We start from the raw sequence: 19,600 nt of genomic DNA on the forward strand, positions 1-19,600 counted from the left end.
GACACGGCCCGCCGGGAATTCTCCCGGCGGGCCGTGTCGTTTCGAGCACGTTACTCCCGGGGAATCACTTCAAGACCCTGACCGGGATCGCCGATACCGCGCAGTTGTTGCCCTCGTTGCTCTCCGGTACGGCCCCGGACCCGTCGGCGCAGGCGATCAGGTAGTAGGACCCCGGAGCAAGGCCCGAGGGGATCTCGACCGAGACCGTTCCCGCAAATGCGGCTCCCGAAGCCAGCGCGGGCACCTTGAGGGAGGTCTTCGAGGCTTTGTCCGCGCCATCCCGGGTCGTATTGGCGGAGAAGTAGAAGCGGACGGCGGACGAGGCGGCGGGGAGGCTTCCTTGGTTCGAGACCGTGATCGTAACCGGGAGACTGGTCCCCCGGCGGGCCTGCGCCGACAGGGACCCGGCCATGCTCGCCACCAGGTCGATGCCTTCCGCCAGCACCTTGGTGCCGACGTCGGCCCGATCGTCATAGGGATTCGGATCGGGCTCGTTGCCGCTCACGACCACGTAGTTACCCAGGATCCCGCCGACGGGATAGGTGTCGAGGCGGACCTTGATGGTCACGATGATGCCCCGGCCCACCGGCATCTCGCCCGGGGAGCATGTCACGGTGGAGGAAGCGGGATCGAAGGCGCACGTCCCTTGCCCCGAGGAGACGGAGAGGAAGGACACCTCCGGGGGCAGCCGGTCCGTGACCTTCACGCCGGTCGCGGTCGAGGGACCGCGGTTTTCCACGGGAATGGTATAGGTCAGCGTCTCGCCCACCTTCACCGGATCGGGGGTCGCCGTGATCGAGCACCACCGCTCGGTTTCCGCGGGCAACACCTGGGACGTGACCGTGGCCGAGTTGTTCCAGGGATTCGGGTCCTGGAAGGATCCGGAGACGGATGCCGTGTTGGTCAGGGACCCGCCCGTGGCGGAGATCCGGACCTGTACGGACACGGAGGCTCCCGAACCGGCGGGAATGTCTCCGAAGACGCACGTGACGTCGGGCGATCCCGGCTGCCCGCTGCATATCCCCTGGCTCGGCCAGGCGGCGTCGAAAGTCGTACCTGCGGGGAGGGTATCCGAGAGTGTCACGCCGGAGGCGGAGGCGGGCCCGCTGTTGTTCACCATGGCGGTGTAGGTGAGGAAATCGCCGGTCCGGACCGGATCGGGCATGGCCCAGAGGAAAGATACCGAGAGGTCGGCGGGCTGGCCGGCAGCGTAGGCGACCAGCGCCCCGTCCGCAAGCTGGTACAGCGTCCCTGTATTGTCGAGGGAGAGCAGGCGAGTGTCGGAGTATCCCTTTCCAGGAGCGTAATGGTCGAAGAGCGGATCGCCCTGGGGAGAGAAGGCGTACAGGTGGGTCCCGATGTTGGCGCCCGGGCCGGAAACGCTGTTGTCGTAGACCGTCGTGCCCAGGTAGATCACCCCGTGCACGTCGACGAGCGGCTTGTTGGCATTGGGGACGGCGGACATGTCGCCGGGGATGCCGCCCTCGAGAGGCCGGATCCACTGGACCGGCCCCGGGTTGAATTGCGCGTCGAGCGCGATCGAATACAGCTCGCCGCGGCCGGAGAACATCGGGGTCCCCCACTCGTTTACGGTCACGTCGTACACCGTGGCCAGCATGTTGAAGGATGCCCCGGGGATGGCGGGCGGCAGGGGGTAGGAAAGCGCCATCGAGACCGCCTGCTTGCCGGAGCCGAGGGAAATCGCCTCGACCAGAATTCCGTCGGGGGACACCGAGAGGATCCGGTTGTCGGAAAGGACGTAGATGTTGCCGTTCGGCCCGACCGAGACGGACGCGCCGGCCGTGTTGCTGATCGGGTGATTCCAGCGAATCGCGCCCGTGGCGGCGTCGATCGCGTAAAGGCCGTTCCTCGTGGCCGCGTAAACCGTATCCCCGCCCGGGCTGACCGCGGGGCCTTCAAAGACCGGGCTGCCGTCGATAGGCGCGCTGTAGGCGTTGAAGATCCATCGGGCGGTGCCGTTGGGATTGACCGCGTGCAGCTCGCCGGTGCCGATGTAGAGCGTCCCGTCGGGGCCGACGGTCAGCGAGCCGCAGCACATGCCGACGGGATATCGCCACTTGACCGTTTTCAAGTCGGGGGTGAACGCCGTGGTGCCGTTCCCGCAGAAATAAACCGTCCCGTCGGGACCGATCGCAGGGGCGCCGCAACAGATGAAAACGTTGTCGACGGAGTGCTTGACCGTGCCGGTCACCGGATCGATCGCATAGGCCTTTCCGTCCATGCCGCCCGCGTAGATCGTCCCGTCAGGGCCGATCGCCGTGCCGGCGGTGAAGCCCGGGCCGGGCATATAGGGGTCCGGGATGCCCGGAGCCTGCAGGCGCCACTTCTCGACGGGCGCGTGCGGCCCGGCGACGCCGGCCTGGCCGGTGTGCTGGGCGTCGTGCTGGGGCATCGGCCACTGCGCGGCTGCAACGCCGGACAACGCGAGGAAAAACAGGCATGACGACAACGACAGAAGGCGAGTCTTTACGGCGCGAATCCTCGGAAAGATCAAATCTTCCTCCCTTCGGTTGTCGGCGCAGGCATCGTCATGCCCGTACCGGGTTGGCGACGGGATACGACTCGGACGTCTCCGAATTGCAATATGAGGGGACGCAGGAATATTACATGTTGCCGTGCGGGATTAACACAATATTCCGCATTCGATTGCCGCAAACGCAAGACGGCCGGCCGGGATGAATCCCGGCCGGCCGTCGTCTTCGTTCGCTGCGGGCGAATATCCGCTATTTCGCCCCTCGCGCCGGTCTATGCGCCGCCTGCGCCGATCTCGGTGTCGAGAGCCCGCTCGCGCTCGTTCATCTGCGCCTCGAGCTCCGACAGCTCCTCGAACCGCATCTCGATCCGTTCGCGCGCCGCGGAGTTCGAGGCCGACAGCGTGCGGACCGCGGGGCCGTCGTTCTTCATGGAAGCCGCGATCATCGCCTCGTCGTCGCGGGCGATCTGCGCCTCGAGCGCCTCGATCTCGTGCTCGATCGCCTCGATCGACTTGCGCAAGGGAGCCAACTCCTTCGCCCGGCGCGCCACGATCTCGGCCCGCTGCCGCCGCGCCTCCTTCGGGTTGCCCTGCGGCTCGCGCGGCGCCGCCTTGACTTCCTTGGCTTCCTTGACTCCCTTCTTCCCCTTCGCCAGTCCGACGGCATCGCGCTCTTCCACCCAGCCGACCCGATCGAGGAACTCGGCATAGCTTCCGTCGAACAGGTCGACCTTGCCGCCGTCGAACACCACCAGCTTCGTCGCGACCGCGGAAAGCACCCGCTCGACGTGGGTGACGATGACGACCGCCCCCTCGAACGCCATCACCGCCTCGATGAAGGCGTCGACCGTGTCCTGGTCGAGGTGGTTCGTCGGCTCGTCAAGGAGCAGCAGATTGACCGGCGTCGCGAGGATCCGCCCCAGCAGCACCCGGCTCTTCTCGCCGCCCGAGAGCACGGAGATCTTCTTCTCGGCCGAGTCGCGCTCGAACATCAGGCATCCGCAGAGCGTGCGCACCTGCGTCCGCGTGAGTGTCGGGTTCGCCTGACGGACCTCTTCCTCGACGGTGAGCTGCGGGGAAAGCCGGTCGACGTTGGTCTGCCCGAAGTAGCCCACCTTGAGGTTCTGCGACGGCCTCACCATGCCCGATAGCGGCGCCAGCTCGCCCTCGAGCAGCCGCAACAACGTCGTCTTGCCGCGCCCGTTGGGACCGACGACCGCGATCCGGTCACCCTTGGCCACGGGAAACGACAGCCCTTCGATCAGCGGATGCTTCGGGTCGTATCCGAAGGAGAGGTTGCTCACCTCCATCATGAACTTGCCCGTGAACGGCGCCTCGGTGAAGCGGAAATCGAGATCCCGGATATCCGCCAGCTTTTCGAGCCGCTCGTGCTTGGCCAGCAGCTTGATGCGCGACTGCACCTGCTTGGCCTTGGTCGCCTGCGCCCGGAAGCGGTTGATGAACGCCTCTTCCTGCGACCGCTTCTTCTCGTCGTTCTGCCGCGTCTGCTCGTGGATCTCTTCTTCCATCAGGATCTGCGCGTAAAGCTTCTCGGTGCCGCCCGGCAGCTTCCGGACGCGGCAGCGGTGGATCACCATCGTGTGCGTCGTCACGCTGTCCATGAAGTCGCGGTCGTGGGTGATGATCATGAGCGCGCCCTTCCAGGCGCACAGGAACCGTTTCAGCCAGCGGATCGAGAGGATGTCGAGGTAGTTGGTCGGCTCGTCCAGCAGCAGCAGGTTCGGGTCGGACAAAAGGACGCGGGCGAGGTTCAGCCGCACCTGGTAGCCGCCGGAGAATTCCTTCGGGGCGCGGTCGAAATCCTGCTCCGTGAATCCCAGGCCGTTAAGAATGGCCTTGGCCTTGTATGTCTCGTCGATGCCGAACTCGTTTGGCGGCAGGGCGGATGCCGCTTCGGCGAGGACCGTCTTGTGCTTGAAGTGCAGGTGCTGGGCCAGATGGCCGATCCGGTAGCCGGCCGGGAAGGTCACCTGCCCCTCGTCGGCTTCTTCCTGGTCGAGGATGATCTTGAACAGCGTGGACTTGCCGTGCCCGTTGCGGCCGACGAGCCCCACCCGTTCGCCGGGGGCGATCTGGAAGGATGCGGCTTCGAACAGGGTCTGGCGGCCATACGATTTGGACAGATTGGTAACAGTCAGCATGAGTGTGTCTTTGGGTACCCTTCGATGAATTGCCGGAGGAGCGGCCGGCGCCGGAGGTCAAGCCGCTTTTTTGGCGGGAAGACGGTTCAGGATCTGGCCGGCGCCGAACGGCCCCGGCTCTGCGATCAGTTTACGCGCTGCGGCGACCTGATTCCACACGTTCCACAGCAACACTCCCCGAACGCGGCGGTCCTGCATATAGTACACCACGCCCTTGCGATTCGGCTCGCGCCAGTCGGGCACCGTCTCGAGGGCGGAATCGACGATCCCGACCGCCTCGAACCCGAGCTCGAACAGGTCGGAATAGAAGAACGGAAGGTACGTGTACGGCTCGCCTTTTCCGGCCATCGCCCGGCCTGCGGCGGCCCCCATCTCGCGGGCGTTGTCCTCATGCTCGACCCGGATGCGCCGGTCGAGCGCCGGGTTGTAGAACTCGGCGACGTCGCCTGCTGCGTAAACGTCCGGATGGTTGGTCCGGAGGAACGCGTCGACCCGGATGCCGTTGCCGACCGCGATCCCGGCCGCCCGCGCCAGCTCGACGTTGGGCGTCACGCCGATTCCCGCGACGATGCCGTCCACCGGGAAGTCGCGAGGGATCGCCGATTTCGCGTTGCGCGTCCGGATATCGAGGCGCCCGCCTTCCGGCCGGATCCCCGTCACCTGCGTCCCCGGGTACACCTCGACGCCCTTGTGCCGGTAATAGTCGTTCAGGTAGTTTCCCAACGACTGCGGGAACACGCGGTTGCCGATCGTTTCGCCGGGGAAGAGCATCACGACTTCCTTGTCGTTCATCGACAACGCGGCGGCGATTTCCATGCCGATGAAGCCGGCCCCGACCACGGCGAACCGTTCCCCGCGCGCGGTCATCTCGCGAAGCCGGTTGTAGTCGGCGATGGTGCGGAAATAGATGATCCGGTCGTCCTCGAAGGGCAGCCGCCGGGGCGTTGCCCCTGTCGCGATCAGCAACTTGTCGTACCCGTAGACATTCCCCTGATCGTCGATCGCGCGCTTTCCCTGGAGGTCGAGCATCCGGACCGTGCGCCCCGAGTGGAACGTCACGCCCAGCGTCTCGGTCCAGTACCAGATGGTCTCGTCGGGGTCGCCCTTCCAGAGCCCCTTGCTCAACGGGGGCCGCTTGTAGGGCATTTCCGGCTCGGCCCCGATGATCGCGATCTCGCCGTCCGGATCCGATTCCCGGATTCCCCGGACGGCCGCGTCCGCCGCCATTCCTCCGCCGACGATCAGATAGGGAACCCGTTCCATCGCGCCCTCCCGTGCTGCCTCCGCTCGAACCCGTTATCGCCCATTAGACGAACGGAGCGCGGCGCACGGTTCGCGACGATTCCCGGGCGCGCCGGGGAGCGTCAGGCCTCGGGCGGCTCCTCGGGCGGCGAAACCGCCGTCCGGCGCTGGCCAAGCACGGTCGCCCAGGCGACACCGGCCACGCCGAGCAGCACGCCGGCCACAGCCGTTGCCGAGATGCGCTCGCCCAGCAGCAGCGACGCCAGGAACAACAGCGCGATCGGGGAAAGCTGGAGCCAGACCGCCGCCTCGGACACCGCGAGCGCGCCGTACGCCTCGGTCATCAGGAGCTGGGCGGCAAAGGCGGAGAGCCCCATGCCCACCGCGATCAACCAGGGGAGCCCGGCCATAGGCCACGGGGCGAGGGAAAAGGGCGCGACCACGGGAATCCCCATGAGGCAGAACCAGAAGAAGATCGTCGGGGCGTTGTCGGTACCGCGCATCCCGCGGATCATGTTCGCGCTGATCGCCGCGAAGATCGCCGAACCGAAAGCCGCGATCTCGCCGACTCCCACGCCCGAGGGCATGCCGCCCCGCCCGAGCATCAGACCTACCCCGGCGGTGGCCGCGAGCAGCCCCAGCAGCAGGTGGATCGTCGGGCGTTCCCGGAAGACGACGGTCGACAGCGCCGTCGCGAAGACCGGGTAGAGGTTGTAGATCAGCCCCGCCTCGGCGGCCGGGATCCGCGCCAGCGCGAAGAAGTAGAGGACCACCACGATGCCGCCGGAGATTCCGCGCATCGCGAGCAGGAACCGGTTATGCGGGCGATAGAGGGCGGGACGGATGCGGAATGCGGCTAGGGAGATGAGGACGCCCACGACGAAGCGGATCATCGAAAGCTGCCCTGCGGTGAATCCGCCCGCGTCGCGGGACAGGAGGCGCGACAGCACGGCCATCAGGGCGAAGGCGATCGCCGACCCGACCAGCGCCAGGCGCGACAATCCCCGGGATAGCACCCGCGCAGCCTCCCTTAAACGCCGAAGAACCCGTCGATCAGGATCTTCCGGATCCCCTCGTCGGAGATCTCGACAAGCACCTCCGCCAGGATCCCGCAGCCCTGCCAGCACCCAGACCGGTAGGTCATGTAGTGGCGGTCGTTCATCGTGAACAGGTTGCCGAGCGTCGCTTCGCTCGCGATCTCGCGGATCTCGCCGTTGATGGAGATGTAGACCGGCCCGTACTTGTCGTTTCCGTCCTTGGGCTTCCCGGTCGTGTATTGCGCGATGATCAGGTTGTCGTTCGACGGGATCGGGTAGAAGACGGTCGGCTTGCTGGAAAGCGTGTTCCCGAAATATTCGTTGGCGGTGGAATAGAACTTCAGCAGCTTGATCGCGTTGTCCACTTTTTCGATGACGTTCGGGTCGGTCACCCTGGTAGGGGCATACCGGCTGAACCGTTTCGGCGACTCTGCCCCGCAGGCCAGGAAATAGCTGCTCCGGTTCGGGCACCGGCTCGTGTCGATCTTGCTGATGACCTTTTCCCGCATCCGCTGCTGGAAATTGATCGTGCCGCCCGTTTCCCCCACGCAGACGTTCGACTTGGTCCCCAGGAGATGGAATTTCTGCCCGGAAGGGTACTTGGCCGTCAGGCACAGCTGGCTCTTCTTGACGTTGCACTGGAACACGAAGGCGAAGTCGTACTCGTCGGCGAAGGCCCATCCGGAAGACGCCGACAGCAACAGGAGGATCAGGATCACGCCTCTGCACCAACCCATGTTCACCCGCCTTTTCGAACGCTATTTGTCGGTGGCATGCCATCTACCCTACAAAATTACCCCATCGATGTCACCTTCCGCATCTCGTCCGCAGGAATGTCTCATCGACCTCCCGGCGAGACGATTGGCACGGATCGTGTGTATATTGCCCCTCAGGCGCCGGATCGGAGTCAGGTGCAACAACCTATTGTAGGGAGGGAAGGACAACCATGAAACTGGTCATCGTCGGGGGCGTGGCAGGGGGCGCAAGCGCAGCGGCACGGGCAAGGCGGGTCGACGAGCATGCCGAGATCGTGCTCTTCGAGCGGGGCGAAGACATCTCGTTCGCCAACTGCGGGCTTCCGTACCACGTCGGGAAGACCATCCCCAACCGCGATGCGCTTCTGATCATGACACCCGCCCGCTTCCGGGCCCGCACCGGCATCGACGTACGCGTCCGGCAGGAGATCACCGCCATCGACCCCGCCGCGCATACCGTTACGGTTTTCGACCGCGAGACCGAGCGGGTCTACACGGAATCGTACGACAAGCTGATCCTGTCGCCCGGCGCCAGCCCGATCCGGCCCGCGATCCCCGGCGTCGACGACCCGGCGGTCACGATGCTCTGGACGCTGGCCGACATGGACCGGGTCAAGGCGCGCGTCGACGACGGCATCCGACGCGTCGTCGTCGCGGGCGGCGGCTTCATCGGGCTCGAACTGGTCGAGGAGCTGCGTCGCCGCAACCTCGAGGTCACGCTGGTCGAGATGGCGCCGCAGCTCCTGCCGCCGTTCGACCCCGAGATGACCACGCCGCTGGCGGCCGAGCTGGCGGCGAACGGCGTCCGCCTGCTTCTCGAAAGCCCGGTCGCTGCCCTCCGGCGCGCGGCCCTGGGCGACGACACGCAGGCCGAAACGGTGCAGGTCGTGCTCGGCGACGGGCGTACGGTGTCGGCCGACCTCGTCGTGCTCGCGATCGGCGTCCGTCCCAATGCGACGCTCGCGCAGTCGGCGGGGCTCGCCGCCGGCGCGCGCGGCGGCATCCTGGTCGACGAGAAGATGCGAACGAGCGATCCAGACATCTACGCGGTTGGCGATGCCGTCCAGGTCACCGACGCCCTGGGGAACCCCGCCCAGATCCCGCTCGCGGGGCCGGCCAACCGGCAGGGGCGCATCGCGGCCGACAACGCGCTCGGCGGAAACGCGACCTACCGGGGCACCTTCGGCACCGCGGTCGTCAAGCTGTTCGCGCTGACGGCGGCCTCGACCGGCGCCTCCGAGAAGATGCTCAAGGCCGCCGCCGTCCCGTACGAGAAGATCTATCTCAACCCGTTCTCGCACGCGACCTACTACCCCGGCGCCCAGATGATGCACCTCAAGCTGCTCTTCTCGCAGGAAGGAAAGATCCTGGGGGCGCAGATCGTCGGGCGCGACGGCGTCGACAAGCGGATCGACGTCATTGCGACGGCGATGCAGGCGGGGCTGGGCGTACGCGACCTGGCGGCGCTCGAGCTGGCCTATGCGCCGCCGTACGGCTCGGCCAAGGATCCGGTCAACTTTGCCGGATTCGTCGCGGCGAACTTGCTCGACGGGAAAACCGACGTCGCGCACGCCGACGCCCTCCCCGAAGGCGCCTATCTGCTCGACGTGCGAGAGCCGGCCGAGCACGCCGCGGGCGCGATCCCCGGCTCGACGCTGATACCCCTGGGCACGCTGCGCGGTCGGCTGGGCGAGCTGCCGCGCGACCGCGAGATCGTCGCTTACTGCGCCGTGGGCATCCGCGGCTACCTTGCCGAGCGGATCCTGAAGCAGGAGGGGTTCAAGGCGAGCAACCTGAGCGGCGGCTTCACGACGTGGAAGCTGTTCCGGGCGGCGTCTACCCGAACAGCCTGACGAGGAGGGGCAAGAGGAGCGCCGTCAAGAGGCCGTTCAGCGCCATCGCCAGGGCGGCGAACGCGCCGGACGTCCGGCTCCACTGGAGCGCCCGCGCGGTGCCGATGCCGTGCGAAGCCACGCCCATCGCGAGGCCGCGGGCGGCTTCGTCCCTCACCCGGCACCGGTCTAGGACCCAGCCGCCGAAGACGGCGCCGCCGATGCCGGTCAGCACCACCGACACGGCGGTCAGCGACGGAAGGCCGCCGATCTGCTCCGAGACGCCCATGGCGATCGGCGTCGTGATCGATTTCGGCGCCAGCGACAGCAGGATGATCCGCTCGCCGCCGCATGCCCGCGCGATGCCGACCGCGCTCGCGACGGCGCCCAGCGACCCGATCGACAGCGAGACGAGGATGGGTGCGAAGGCATTTCGAATTCGCGCGACTTCCCGGTAGAGCGGGATCGCCAACGCGACGGTGGCCGGGCCCAGCATGAAGTGGATGAAGCGCGCCCCGCTGAAATAGGTCGAATAGTCGGCGCCGCTCGCCTTGAGCAGGGCGACGAGGAGGACCACCGCGGTCAGCACCGGGTTGAGCAGCGGGTGGCATCCGAACCGCTGGAAGAGCCACGAGCCCGCCTGGTAGGCGACCAGCGTCGCGGTCAGCCACAGGAGCGGCGTGCCCGAAAGCAGCGCCCAGAGTTGCGACAGCGCCACGCTCACGACTCCCCCGCCTCCTTGCCTCGGGTTCCGCGCCGCATCGCGCGCTGCATGACGACCCCGGTCAAGGCGATCGTCAATGCGGTCCCTATGACGATTGCGCCGGCGAAGGCGGCGAAGGAGCGGGCCAGCACGTCGAACTGAGTGACGATGCCGACGCCAGCGGGCACGAACAGCAGCGGCAGGGTCTTCAGCAGGAATCCGCCCGACGCCTCGAGCCCCTCCGGCAGCCGCCCCCGGATCAGCAGCCCGCAAAACAGGATCACCATCCCGATCACCGGCCCGGGCACCGGCAGCCGCGCCAGCTTCGCGACGATCTCGCCCGCAAGCTGGCAGAGGAGGATCAGCGTCAGGTAGCCCAAGGTCATCGACTCCTCTCCTCGGGAAACCTCATTTTCCGATGGCGATCAGCACGCTGCACGGCGCGCACTCGAGCAGCGACATGCCGACCGATCCCTTCCACCAGCGCGCCGCGAACGCGCTCTGCTTCCGATGGCCGAGCACGATCAGGTCCGTGCCTAACGATTCGGCCATTCGGCAGATCGCCTCGACCGGTTCCCCGAAGGCGAGGTGTCCCTGGGCGGCGTATCCGCCCCGGGTCAGCAGCGAGACGCCCTCGTCGACGATCTCCTGGAACCGCTGCCTTTCCGACGTCATCACGCTTTCGGGCACATACCCTTCCGACAGGAAAACGCCCGACGGGATGCGCATTACCGCGAGCAGGTGAAGCTCGGCATGGAGCAGCGGCGCGATCTCGCCGCACTCGAGCAGCGCCACGCGCCCCTCCCGAGTCCCGTCATACGCCAGCAGGATCTTCCGGACCATGGTGATTCCCTCCCCTTCGCATGAAAAAGGCCGGCAGCAGCGCCAGGCCAAAGATGAGCGCCGCCATCAGGAACGCGTCCCGGAACCCTGCGACACGGGCGCCTTCCCTCGAAGCGGCGTGATATGCGATGCGCCAATCCAGCACCGCGGAGAGCAGCGTGACACCGAACGCCCCGCCCAGCAGGCGAACAAAATTGATCGCGCCGGAGCCCTGGTTCAAAAGCTCCGGAGAAAGGGTCTGGACCGCCCCCGCGTTCAGCGCCGGGATGACCAATCCGAGGCCGATCCGGCCCAGGACGATCCACCAGGCCAGCGCCGCGAAGGACGTGGCCGCATCCACCCGCCCGAACAGGGCGAAGGAGACGCCGATGCCGGCAAGTCCCGATGAGACGATGAGCCAAGCCGGATACCGGTCGGTGAGATGACCCGCAATGAAGATGGCGACGGCCAGCACCAGCCCGCCCGGCAGGAGCAGCAGCCCCGATCGCATCGGGTCGTAGCCCGACACGGTCTGGACGAGGAGCGGGATCAGGTAGGTGGAGCCGTAGATCCCGACTCCGTAGACGAACGAGACAGCCGCCGCAGCGGCGAATTGCCGATTCGAGAAGATGCGCAGGTCGAGCAGCGGCTTCCTGCACCGGACCTCCCGCACGACGAACCCGGCCCCCGCGGCCAACGACGCGACAATCAGGAGAAGCGTCGCTCCGGACAGCCAGCCGGCGCTCCGGCCCGACCGCAGGGAGGCGAACAACGCCAGGATGAACCCCGAAAGGAGGGCAAAGCCGGGAGCGTCGAATGCCGGTCGCTCACCCCGCTCCTCCCGGCCCGGGAGATATTTCGCCGCCATCAACACGCCGACGAGACAAAAGGGGAGGACGGCGAAGAAGACCGACCGCCACCCGAAGGCCAGGGTCATCAGGCCGCCGGCAGCGGGACCGATCGCAGGGGACAGCACCACCGCGAGCCCGTAGAGCCCCATGGCGCGCCCCCGCTGGTCGTACGGGAATACCTGGAAGATGACGATCATCGCCAACGGCTGGACCACGCCGCCCGCCGCCCCCTGGACGATCCGTGCCAGTGTCACGGCGTTCGGGCCGCCGGCCGTGCCGCCTGCGATCGATGCCGCGAAGAAAACGGCCATGGTCGCGAGATAGGTTGCCCGAATCCCGAAAGCGCGAACGCACCAGGAAGTCAGAAGCATGGTGGCGGCCATGGCGCCGATGAAGCCGGTCGAAAGCCACTGGGCCTGGTCCTGCCCCATGCGGAACTCGGCCATGATCGCGGGAATCGACACGTTGATGATCGTCGTGGCGAGCACCATCGAGGAAGTGGCGAGCATGACCGCGGCCACGGCAAACCACCGCTCGCGCGCCGATTTCATTCCTGGTCCGCCTCCCCTTCCATCCGTTTCAAAATCCGCAGGATCAGGTCGTTCTGTTGCTCGAGGTGCAGGAGGATCGCCTCGATCTCCCGCTCGGCCTTCACGTTGACGTCGTAGTCGGATTCCGCCCGCTTTTCGGCGTGCCGGCCCTGCAGGTTCTGCCCGATCATGATCAGCGGCATGAGGAAGATCTGGATCATGTTCGACAGGAACAGCCACAGGACGAACGCCGGGAACGGGTCGAAGCGCCATTCCTTCGGGGCCAGCGTGTTCCATCCCAGCCACGCGAAGGTCCAGCCGAAAATGACGAGGAAGAAGCCCATCGACCCCACATGGTCCGTCACCTTGACCGCGATCCTCTCGAGAGCGCTCATGCTCTCCCGGTGCCGGACGTTCACGTTGGGGATCGGCGGCCGCAGTCGGCGAAGTTCTTCGATGGTCGGGATCGTTCGTTTTTCCATGATCAACCCTTCATCGGACGAGATGCATTTCCTTCAGGCATTTTTCGATCAACACAAATCCCATGCCGGAGAACTTGTCCTTGAAGACGGCCGCGTTGTCCGCGAACACGCGCTTCGGGTCTCCGACATTCACGTAGTCGTAGTTCCGGGTCCGGCCGATGACCTTCCCGGTCTTTCCGTCCACCAACTTCGTCGTGACCTGCAGCAACAGGTCGGTCCACATCAGCTCGTAATTGATGATCCCGATTTCCAGGAATGCATCGGGCTTCGCCCCCTCTTCACCAGGCGCCGCCTCCCGGGCATCCGCGTTGTACCAAGCGCGCAGCGGGGCATACCAGTTTTCCATCAGCGCCGTCGTTCTTCGGTCCACGATTCCCGGCAGCATCCGGACGCCAGGCCTCAACCGGGTTTCGCACCCGCCCTGCCCGTTCAACCGGTCTGTCGCGCGCTTCGCCAGGATCTCCGTAGGGATCCAGGCCTCCCCCTTCGCGAGGATCTCCTGGTAACTTTCCGACCGGGTCTTCGCCGTGTGCAGCTCCTCGGGCAGTTTCACCAGAATCACGATCCCGTAGAGGAGGCCGAGCCCCCCGCCCCCGGGACCGGAAGCGCCCGACAGGAGCGACAATCCCCCGGACTGGAAATAGTCCCCCGTGACGGTCAGCGGCGGAGGCTCGATGGCGACGACTTCGATCGAGCGGATTTGCGAGAGGCGTTCCTTCGGGGGTATCACCTGCAAGGAGACGCAGCCCGACAGCGAAAAGACGAGCCCCCCGATCAGCAGCGAAATCGACACGGCCCCAGCTCTCATCGCGCACCTCCTTCGGGATTTCGTCAGAACAGGCTTCCCACCACGGGATCCTGCCGCCGGACGCACTCCTCGCCCTCGGCCGCCGGACTGTTTACGAGCGTCGAGACGGGATAAGACTCCATCGCTTCGGCGGGGAACGGCGCCATCAGCGCGACCAGCTCCGCGGAAACGGCGGCGGTCGTGTCGAGCCAGAGGGCATAATCGGCGGAAGGGATGATCACGGGCATCCGGTCATGGATGGGCGCCATCAAGGCGTTCGCGCCTGTCGTGAGGATCGCGAACGATTCGATCTCGCTGCCGTCCGCCCCCATCCATCCGTCCCAGATCGCGGCCAGCCCGAACAGCCCGCCGCCCTTGGGACGCACGAAATACGGCCGCTTCCCGTTGCCTTGCTTTTTCCACTCGAAGAAGCCGCTGGACGGGATCAGGCAGCGGTGGTGACGGAAGGGGCCGCGGAACGACGGCTTCTCGGCGATGCTCTCGGCGCGCGCGTTGATCGGACGGTTGGCGTGCAGCGGGTCCTTCGTCCAGTAGGGGACGAGCCCCCAATCGAGATGGGTGAACTCCCGGACCCCGGCAAGCCCCCGGCGCAAGACGAGCACGGGCTGGGACGGAGCGATGTTGTAGCGCGGCGCCATCGGAAAGCCGATGGTCGCCTCGAACTGTTGTTCCAGGGCGTATTCGGAATCGAAGAGCGCGAATCGTCCGCACATGTCAAACGACCACCATGCAAATCCAGTCATTATTTTCATAGGCGTTTTCCATATAATCCGCCAAGCCCATCAGCATTTTGGAAATACTGCCCTTTGCCTTGATGAATTCATTGATGGTTTTTGGCGATCGGTCAAAATGAAAATCAATGACTTTCAAAATATCGTTGCCTGTGCACCCGAGGACATTTTCCGCTGCCTCTCGCAAATTATCCACAATGGTCCTGCCCTTGGTCCTTGAAATATGATTGATTTCGCTGCGGATATATTTCTTGAAATGTTTCTTGACGATTCCTTCGATGACGACGAATGAATCCTCGTTTATGAATATTGAACTTTTACCCCAATCCTTGTCCGAATATCTTCCCGTCCCGATTTCTATATAGTTGGTCTCTTGCAATTTGGGTCTGTCCGAGTGTATCGCGTAGTTCCGGTCCACGATTCGCTTTGTTCTCATAAGTGTCCCTTATTTAAAATGTCGTTGCCGTGAAAATCTGGTCCGGCATCTGATCCCCCACCAACCCATTCCTGACGATCCCTCTGGTCAAATTACCGAAGAATGCGGGCCATGTCACGCGACGGACAGCCGATTTGCTGGCGCGCTTCCCCGGCTCGTGCTGAAATAACCGGAGCGGAGGGCCCCCCATGGATTTCGATCGGAATGACGTCGACGCGGCAAGGGAACGGGTCTACAAGTTGGCGTACGCCACGCCGCTGGTCGAGGAGACCGCGCTGTCCGAACAATTCGGCGGCCAGGTGCTTTCGAAGCTCGAGAACCTGCAGAACACCGGCTCGTTCAAGATCCGCGGAGCGGCCAACAAGCTCTTGTCGATGGACAAGTCGAAGGTGAAGGGCGTCGTCGCCTTCAGCGCGGGAAACCACGCCCGCGGCGTCGCCCGGGCGGCGCGCGCCGCGGGGATCCCGGCCACCCTCGTGATGCCGCTCTTCGCCCCGATCGCCAAGTCGGCGGCCGCGCAGCGCGAAGGGGGCGAGAACGTCCGGATCATCCTTCACGGCAACTCGTTCGACGAAGCCATGGAATACGCGCTGGCCCGGTCGGAGGAGGCCGGACTGACGGTCGTCCACCCGTACGACGACCCGGCGGTCATCGCGGGGCAGGGCACGATCGGGCTGGAGATCCTCGAGCGGATCGGCGCGCCGGGATCGATCTACGTGCCGGTCGGCGGCGGAGGGCTGTTCGCGGGCATCGCCGCGGCGATCAAGGAAGCGCACCCGTCGGTCGAGATGGTCGCGGTGCAGGCGAAGGGCGCCGCGTCGCTGCCCGATTCGCTTTCGGCCGGCCACCCGATGCCAGGCCCGGGCGCGTTCACGATCGCCGACGGGATCGCGGTGAAGTCGCCCTCCGAACGCACCTTCGAGGCGCTGCAGCGTTACGCGGACGACGTCGCGGTCGTCGACGACGAGGAGATCGCCGCCGCCATGCTGTTCGCCCTCGAAGACATGAAGACCACGCTCGAGGGGGCGGGCGCCGCCGCGCTCGCCGCGCTGATGTATCGCCGGCCGCCGAAGAAATTTCCCGTGGTGCTGATCCACTCGGGCGGCAACATCGACGTCAACTTCCTCGCGCAGGTCGTCGAGCGGGGGCTGTTCCGCTCGGGCCGCCTGCTCCGGCTGCGCTTCCTTGTGCAGGACCGCCCGGGGTCGCTCGCCGGCCTGCTCGCGGCGGTCGCCCGCGAACGCTCGAGCGTCGTCAGCATCGAGCACGACCGGTTGCCCGCCGACTGCCCGCCCGGGTTTTCGATGGTGGTCTTGCTGCTCGAGACGCGCGACCGCGCCCACGGGGACGAGCTGATCGCCCGGTTGGCTCAGCAGGGGTATCCGGCGGTGTCGTAGCGCTCACTTCACGTAGTCGTCGAAGGAGTCCGGCGAGTACCCCTCGATCACCTCCCCGTTGATGATCACGATCGGCACGCCGAAATGCGCGGTGTACTCCTTCACCCGCTCGAAGGCGGCTTTGTCCTTCTCGATATCGTAGAGCTTGAAGGGGATCCTCTTCTTCCTGAAATACGCCTCGGCCTTCCGGCAGTTCGGGCACCAGGAGGTCCCGTAGATCTCCACTTTCGGGGTGGACTTTGCGGCCCCGTATCGTTCGGCCGCGACCAGGATCACTAACAGCACCGACAGGCAGAACATCGCTTTTCTCATGGCTCCCTACTCCACATCCTCGGCGATCAGCTGGTTGAACGGCGCCTTCGTCCGTTCGACGTAATCGCCGTAGCTCATCCCGTCATCGCGCAGGACGTTGCAGTAGTTCCAGAGCTTCTGGACGATCCCGGCCGGGGTCATCTTTGTCGCTCCTTGGTGCTATTCCGATTCCATGAACTGCCGGGGGGTATAGATCCGGAGCTGCCGCAGCGATCCGGGAAACGTTCGCGGGTCGATTTCGAGTAGGTCTTTATCGCCGGTCATAAGGATATCGGCGCCAACGGCTCCGCAAAGGGAAAGATACGCGTCGTCCTTCGGGTCGCGGCACAACGACAGCTTTTCCGGAACCTCGACCATCCGACAGTGTCCGAACAGCGCTTTCCACAAGCCGGCGAGCTTTCCGGCGCGTTCGTGGCCGAACCGGCCGACAAGCTTTTCGACCGTCTTTTCGATTTTGCGGGCCGTATCCACGGACAAATAGACGGTACCGATCGCAAACGCCTTCCGAACAGCATCCAGCGGTATACCCCCGTACGCGGCCGAAACGTAAACATTCGCGTCGAGAACAATCCGGAGACGGGATTCAGCCATAGATCGTCTTGCCGGCCCGCTTCAGAACCTTGAGCGCCTCGTCCTTCGTGATGCCGGATTCGCCCAGAATCATGCCGATGCCGAGCAGGAGATCTTCGGGCGACCCTTCCGGAACCGGAACGACGCGCGCGATCGGTTTGCCATGCCGCGTGACGACGACTTCCTCCTCGCTCGCCAGCACACCCGTCAACTGCTCCTTGAACTCCCTGACTCCCATGAACCGAATCCCGGCCGCTTTGCTCATCGTGTTCCCCCCATTGAGCCCACTTTACATGACAATGATCCCACATAAGAGGAACATCATCAACCGGGTTGCCGTGTTCGCAATTATCGGCCGATGTCTTCCAATATTTTCTTCATGTCCCGCAGGAAAACTTCGGCGTACTCTTCCCCGTGATAGGGGCTGTCGTCTTCCATCGCATATTGCGCACGATAAATAGCATTCCATCAGTTCGAGAGCGGATTTACCTGAATGTCGAATCGGAGGATGACGACGTCTTTCCCGTCGTTCGAAGCGACCAACTCATACTCGCCGGCCACATCGACCACGAACGGCGTCACGGTCAGATTGATGTAACCTTCGTCTTCCCCCATCGGCCGGGGGGTCGGCACGTCGCCGCCCATGAGCACCTTGCCTTCGACATGGCGGATCGACAGGTGAACCGCATCGGAGAATGGCCCGAATCTTGTCCTCCCTCTGTCGAAATCGAATACACGGAGAAGGGCAGAAAATGGAAACGGGAAACGACCTGGTTCTCATCATGCGAAAAATCGTGGTCATTCGCGGACATCGCGTCATGGTCGATGCCGATCTCGCCGAACTGTACGGTGTCCCGACATTCCGACTAAATGAAGCAGTCAAACGGAATCCGGACCGGTTTCCGGACGACTTCATGTTGCAGTTGACCATTGATGAACACGCGGCTTTGACATCGCAAATTGCGATGTCAAAGCCCGGGCGTGGAGGACGGAGAACATTGCCTTACGTTTTCACCGAGCAAGGTGTCGCGATGCTGTCGAGCGTCCTCAGGACCGACCGCGCCGTCCAGGTCAATATCGCCATCATGAGAGCATTCGTCGCGGTCCGTCAAACGTTGGCCACCAATCGTTCACTCGCGCGAAAACTCGAAGACCTCGAGCGAAAATACGATGCCCGGTTCAAGATTGTCTTCGACGCCATCCGCGCACTCATGACTTCGCCCGACCCGCCTTCCCGCAAGATCGGGTTTTCAATATCGCCGCGTCGGTCAACAGCCCGGTGTGTCACGCGACTTCGGAAATGCCGACCGGATCGTCGAATCGTCAGCCGCTGCTGCCGCCCTTCGTCGCCATCTCCTTGAAGAAGGCCTCGCCCCGCTTCGTCATCTCGGCCGGGGACACTTCCTCGACGTGCGTCGCCAGATCCCATTGATAGCCGAACGGATCCGCGAACGTTCCCGTCCGGTCGCCCCAGAAGGCGTCGTTCACCGGGTGGATCAGCTTCCCGCCCGCGCCGATCGCCTTGCGGAACGCCTTGTCGACATCCTCGACGTAAAGGTAGATCGAACTGGTGGCGCCCCCCAGCGACTCCGGCGAGCGGGCTCCCATCCCGGGGAACTCGTCGGAGAGGAAGATCCTCGAGTCGCCGATCTGGAGGATGGCGTGCGCGACGGCCTTGCCGTCCGGCGTGTCCATCCTCGACAGGAGCTTCGCCCCGAGCGCCTTCTTGTAGAACTCGATCGCCTTGCCGGCACCCTTGATCACAAGGCACGTCGTCACGGTGTGGTAGCCCTCCGGTACCGCAAGGACCGCCTCCCGCAGAACGCTCGCTGTTTTCATGGCCCTTCCCTCCACGCTGCGCGTCCGCGCGCAGGACTGCTGTTGTTCGTTGATCTCGTGGAATTGGATGAGAAACGGAGGGTGGGCGTTGCCGCGGACGGAGTAAATCCACGGCGATCGCCTTGCGCGGCGAGAACGTCGGAGCGACGGCTTCGTTCATCGGGAACTTCCCGGGGAACGGTCTTCAAGCGCGGACGGGAACAGGATATGGCCGATCAGCCGCCGGTTGGGGGCAAATGCGTTGTAGGCGAGGGAGACAAGGGAGCAAACGATCGGGAGGCGAAGCAGCGGTGCGGCCCACCGGTAGCGGGGAAGGCGGTCGAGCAACTCCGGCGCGGCGGCGCCGCCGGCCAGGATTCGCCCGTCGGGCAGGACGAGGTGGACGACCCGGAAACAGTCGGTTCGCGCGACCCTCGGGTAGCGGCGCGACGCCTCTTCCGAACCGCACGGCAGGTACTCGAAGGCGCCGGGGGCGCACGACGCCTCAACCGCCGCGATCGCCTTCCGGCAGACCGGGCAACCCGCATCGTAGATCAGGACGGCGCGCCCTGGGGGCGCGGCACGGGAAGCAGCCACCGGACCCTCCCCTCCCGCCTC

General features: G+C 65.1%; 23 protein-coding genes. 3 read left to right on the forward strand and 20 right to left on the reverse strand.

Annotated features, from left to right (window positions below; genetic code table 11):
* Positions 1-64: 64 nt before the first annotated feature.
* The 5 genes from VGK27_02465 to VGK27_02485 all read right to left on the reverse strand — a co-directional run bounded on the left by VGK27_02465 (position 65) and on the right by VGK27_02485 (position 7,672).
* Entirely contained in the window at positions 65-2,515 is a 2,451-nt protein-coding gene (locus tag VGK27_02465) for a CARDB domain-containing protein (GenBank protein ID HEY3488968.1), read from the reverse strand.
* Positions 2,516-2,766: 251 nt separating this feature from the next.
* A complete protein-coding gene (locus tag VGK27_02470; protein HEY3488969.1) occupies positions 2,767-4,656 on the reverse strand; it encodes an ABC-F family ATP-binding cassette domain-containing protein in 1,890 nt (629 codons plus the stop codon).
* A gap of 57 nt (positions 4,657-4,713) precedes the next feature.
* Positions 4,714-5,919, reverse strand: coding sequence for an FAD-dependent oxidoreductase (locus VGK27_02475; GenBank protein HEY3488970.1), 1,206 nt, complete (start codon positions 5,917-5,919; stop codon positions 4,714-4,716).
* A gap of 101 nt (positions 5,920-6,020) precedes the next feature.
* Complete coding sequence (locus VGK27_02480) at positions 6,021-6,914, reverse strand: DMT family transporter (protein ID HEY3488971.1); 894 nt, start codon at positions 6,912-6,914, stop codon at positions 6,021-6,023.
* 14 nt (positions 6,915-6,928) lie between these two features.
* Positions 6,929-7,672 carry a hypothetical protein gene (locus VGK27_02485; protein ID HEY3488972.1) on the reverse strand — a complete coding sequence of 248 codons (744 nt, stop codon included), beginning with the start codon at positions 7,670-7,672 and terminating at the stop codon, positions 6,929-6,931.
* Between the two features lie 209 nt (positions 7,673-7,881).
* Here VGK27_02485 and VGK27_02490 point away from each other — a divergent pair, with 209 nt between their 5' ends.
* The gene (locus VGK27_02490) at positions 7,882-9,543 is read left to right on the forward strand and encodes an FAD-dependent oxidoreductase (GenBank protein HEY3488973.1); all 1,662 of its coding nucleotides are present in this window, start codon (positions 7,882-7,884) and stop codon (positions 9,541-9,543) included.
* On the opposite strand, the gene VGK27_02495 is transcribed toward VGK27_02490, so the two are convergent.
* From VGK27_02495 to VGK27_02530, 8 genes are read right to left on the reverse strand one after another with little or no spacing between them, the layout of a single operon-like run.
* Positions 9,527-10,246 carry an LrgB family protein gene (locus VGK27_02495; protein ID HEY3488974.1) on the reverse strand — a complete coding sequence of 240 codons (720 nt, stop codon included), beginning with the start codon at positions 10,244-10,246 and terminating at the stop codon, positions 9,527-9,529. The two genes, VGK27_02490 and VGK27_02495, sit on opposite strands and share 17 nt — an antisense overlap.
* Complete coding sequence (locus VGK27_02500; protein HEY3488975.1) at positions 10,243-10,611, reverse strand: CidA/LrgA family protein; 369 nt, start codon at positions 10,609-10,611, stop codon at positions 10,243-10,245. Before VGK27_02500 ends, VGK27_02495 begins: the two co-directional genes overlap by 4 nt.
* A gap of 22 nt (positions 10,612-10,633) precedes the next feature.
* Positions 10,634-11,068 carry a universal stress protein gene (locus VGK27_02505; GenBank protein ID HEY3488976.1) on the reverse strand — a complete coding sequence of 145 codons (435 nt, stop codon included), beginning with the start codon at positions 11,066-11,068 and terminating at the stop codon, positions 10,634-10,636.
* Positions 11,040-12,449, reverse strand: a complete 1,410-nt coding sequence (locus VGK27_02510; GenBank protein HEY3488977.1) for a DHA2 family efflux MFS transporter permease subunit — start codon at positions 12,447-12,449, stop codon at positions 11,040-11,042. Before VGK27_02510 ends, VGK27_02505 begins: the two co-directional genes overlap by 29 nt.
* Entirely contained in the window at positions 12,446-12,910 is a 465-nt protein-coding gene (locus VGK27_02515; protein HEY3488978.1) for a DUF1003 domain-containing protein, read from the reverse strand. Before VGK27_02515 ends, VGK27_02510 begins: the two co-directional genes overlap by 4 nt.
* A 10-nt stretch (positions 12,911-12,920) precedes the next feature.
* Positions 12,921-13,718 carry a hypothetical protein gene (locus VGK27_02520; GenBank protein ID HEY3488979.1) on the reverse strand — a complete coding sequence of 266 codons (798 nt, stop codon included), beginning with the start codon at positions 13,716-13,718 and terminating at the stop codon, positions 12,921-12,923.
* A gap of 23 nt (positions 13,719-13,741) precedes the next feature.
* Positions 13,742-14,431, reverse strand: a complete 690-nt coding sequence (locus VGK27_02525; protein HEY3488980.1) for an SOS response-associated peptidase — start codon at positions 14,429-14,431, stop codon at positions 13,742-13,744.
* Between the two features lies 1 nt (position 14,432).
* Entirely contained in the window at positions 14,433-14,867 is a 435-nt protein-coding gene (locus VGK27_02530; protein ID HEY3488981.1) for a hypothetical protein, read from the reverse strand.
* A gap of 206 nt (positions 14,868-15,073) precedes the next feature.
* Here VGK27_02530 and ilvA point away from each other — a divergent pair, with 206 nt between their 5' ends.
* Positions 15,074-16,282, forward strand: coding sequence for a threonine ammonia-lyase (gene ilvA / locus VGK27_02535; protein HEY3488982.1), 1,209 nt, complete (start codon positions 15,074-15,076; stop codon positions 16,280-16,282).
* A 3-nt stretch (positions 16,283-16,285) separates the two neighbouring features.
* Here ilvA and VGK27_02540 read toward each other — a convergent pair whose 3' ends face one another.
* The 5 genes from VGK27_02540 to VGK27_02560 all read right to left on the reverse strand — a co-directional run bounded on the left by VGK27_02540 (position 16,286) and on the right by VGK27_02560 (position 17,809).
* Complete coding sequence (locus VGK27_02540) at positions 16,286-16,594, reverse strand: glutaredoxin domain-containing protein (protein HEY3488983.1); 309 nt, start codon at positions 16,592-16,594, stop codon at positions 16,286-16,288.
* Positions 16,595-16,600: 6 nt separating this feature from the next.
* Positions 16,601-16,735: a hypothetical protein gene (locus tag VGK27_02545; protein HEY3488984.1), complete on the reverse strand. Its 135-nt coding sequence runs from the start codon at positions 16,733-16,735 to the stop codon at positions 16,601-16,603.
* Positions 16,736-16,753: 18 nt separating this feature from the next.
* Entirely contained in the window at positions 16,754-17,185 is a 432-nt protein-coding gene (locus tag VGK27_02550) for a putative toxin-antitoxin system toxin component, PIN family (protein HEY3488985.1), read from the reverse strand.
* A complete protein-coding gene (locus VGK27_02555; GenBank protein ID HEY3488986.1) occupies positions 17,178-17,429 on the reverse strand; it encodes a type II toxin-antitoxin system prevent-host-death family antitoxin in 252 nt (83 codons plus the stop codon). The genes VGK27_02550 and VGK27_02555 overlap by 8 nt, the downstream gene beginning before the upstream one ends.
* A 203-nt stretch (positions 17,430-17,632) precedes the next feature.
* Positions 17,633-17,809 carry a hypothetical protein gene (locus VGK27_02560; protein ID HEY3488987.1) on the reverse strand — a complete coding sequence of 59 codons (177 nt, stop codon included), beginning with the start codon at positions 17,807-17,809 and terminating at the stop codon, positions 17,633-17,635.
* A 107-nt stretch (positions 17,810-17,916) separates the two neighbouring features.
* Here VGK27_02560 and VGK27_02565 point away from each other — a divergent pair, with 107 nt between their 5' ends.
* On the forward strand, positions 17,917-18,525 hold the full coding sequence (locus VGK27_02565) for an ORF6N domain-containing protein (GenBank protein HEY3488988.1): 609 nt from the start codon (positions 17,917-17,919) through the stop codon (positions 18,523-18,525).
* On the opposite strand, the gene VGK27_02570 is transcribed toward VGK27_02565, so the two are convergent.
* Both VGK27_02570 and VGK27_02575 read right to left on the reverse strand, forming a co-directional pair.
* Positions 18,488-19,003, reverse strand: coding sequence for a VOC family protein (locus VGK27_02570; GenBank protein HEY3488989.1), 516 nt, complete (start codon positions 19,001-19,003; stop codon positions 18,488-18,490). The genes VGK27_02565 and VGK27_02570 overlap by 38 nt on opposite strands.
* A gap of 156 nt (positions 19,004-19,159) precedes the next feature.
* Entirely contained in the window at positions 19,160-19,579 is a 420-nt protein-coding gene (locus VGK27_02575) for a DUF393 domain-containing protein (protein HEY3488990.1), read from the reverse strand.
* Between the last annotated feature and the right edge of the window lie 21 nt (positions 19,580-19,600).

The organism is Candidatus Deferrimicrobiaceae bacterium, assembly GCA_036504035.1.
GTDB lineage: Bacteria > Desulfobacterota > Deferrimicrobia > Deferrimicrobiales > Deferrimicrobiaceae > JANXPS01.

Bases quoted from the DNA above. Each gene is read 5' to 3' on its own strand.
- VGK27_02520 (HEY3488979.1), bottom strand. From the start codon at position 13,718: ATGAGAGCTGGGGCCGTGTCGATTTCGCTGCTGATCGGGGGGCTCGTC.
- VGK27_02540 (HEY3488983.1), bottom strand. From the start codon at position 16,594: ATGAGAAAAGCGATGTTCTGCCTGTCGGTGCTGTTAGTGATCCTGGTC.
- VGK27_02570 (HEY3488989.1), bottom strand. From the start codon at position 19,003: ATGAAAACAGCGAGCGTTCTGCGGGAGGCGGTCCTTGCGGTACCGGAG.
- ilvA (HEY3488982.1), top strand. From the start codon at position 15,074: ATGGATTTCGATCGGAATGACGTCGACGCGGCAAGGGAACGGGTCTAC.
- VGK27_02490 (HEY3488973.1), top strand. From the start codon at position 7,882: ATGAAACTGGTCATCGTCGGGGGCGTGGCAGGGGGCGCAAGCGCAGCG.
- VGK27_02500 (HEY3488975.1), bottom strand. From the start codon at position 10,611: ATGACCTTGGGCTACCTGACGCTGATCCTCCTCTGCCAGCTTGCGGGC.
- VGK27_02525 (HEY3488980.1), bottom strand. From the start codon at position 14,431: ATGTGCGGACGATTCGCGCTCTTCGATTCCGAATACGCCCTGGAACAA.
- VGK27_02545 (HEY3488984.1), bottom strand. From the start codon at position 16,735: ATGACCCCGGCCGGGATCGTCCAGAAGCTCTGGAACTACTGCAACGTC.
- VGK27_02485 (HEY3488972.1), bottom strand. From the start codon at position 7,672: ATGGGTTGGTGCAGAGGCGTGATCCTGATCCTCCTGTTGCTGTCGGCG.
- VGK27_02475 (HEY3488970.1), bottom strand. From the start codon at position 5,919: ATGGAACGGGTTCCCTATCTGATCGTCGGCGGAGGAATGGCGGCGGAC.
- VGK27_02560 (HEY3488987.1), bottom strand. From the start codon at position 17,809: ATGGGCGGCGACGTGCCGACCCCCCGGCCGATGGGGGAAGACGAAGGT.
- VGK27_02565 (HEY3488988.1), top strand. From the start codon at position 17,917: ATGGAAACGGGAAACGACCTGGTTCTCATCATGCGAAAAATCGTGGTC.
- VGK27_02510 (HEY3488977.1), bottom strand. From the start codon at position 12,449: ATGAAATCGGCGCGCGAGCGGTGGTTTGCCGTGGCCGCGGTCATGCTC.
- VGK27_02550 (HEY3488985.1), bottom strand. From the start codon at position 17,185: ATGGCTGAATCCCGTCTCCGGATTGTTCTCGACGCGAATGTTTACGTT.
- VGK27_02505 (HEY3488976.1), bottom strand. From the start codon at position 11,068: ATGGTCCGGAAGATCCTGCTGGCGTATGACGGGACTCGGGAGGGGCGC.
- VGK27_02515 (HEY3488978.1), bottom strand. From the start codon at position 12,910: ATGGAAAAACGAACGATCCCGACCATCGAAGAACTTCGCCGACTGCGG.
- VGK27_02470 (HEY3488969.1), bottom strand. From the start codon at position 4,656: ATGCTGACTGTTACCAATCTGTCCAAATCGTATGGCCGCCAGACCCTG.
- VGK27_02555 (HEY3488986.1), bottom strand. From the start codon at position 17,429: ATGAGCAAAGCGGCCGGGATTCGGTTCATGGGAGTCAGGGAGTTCAAG.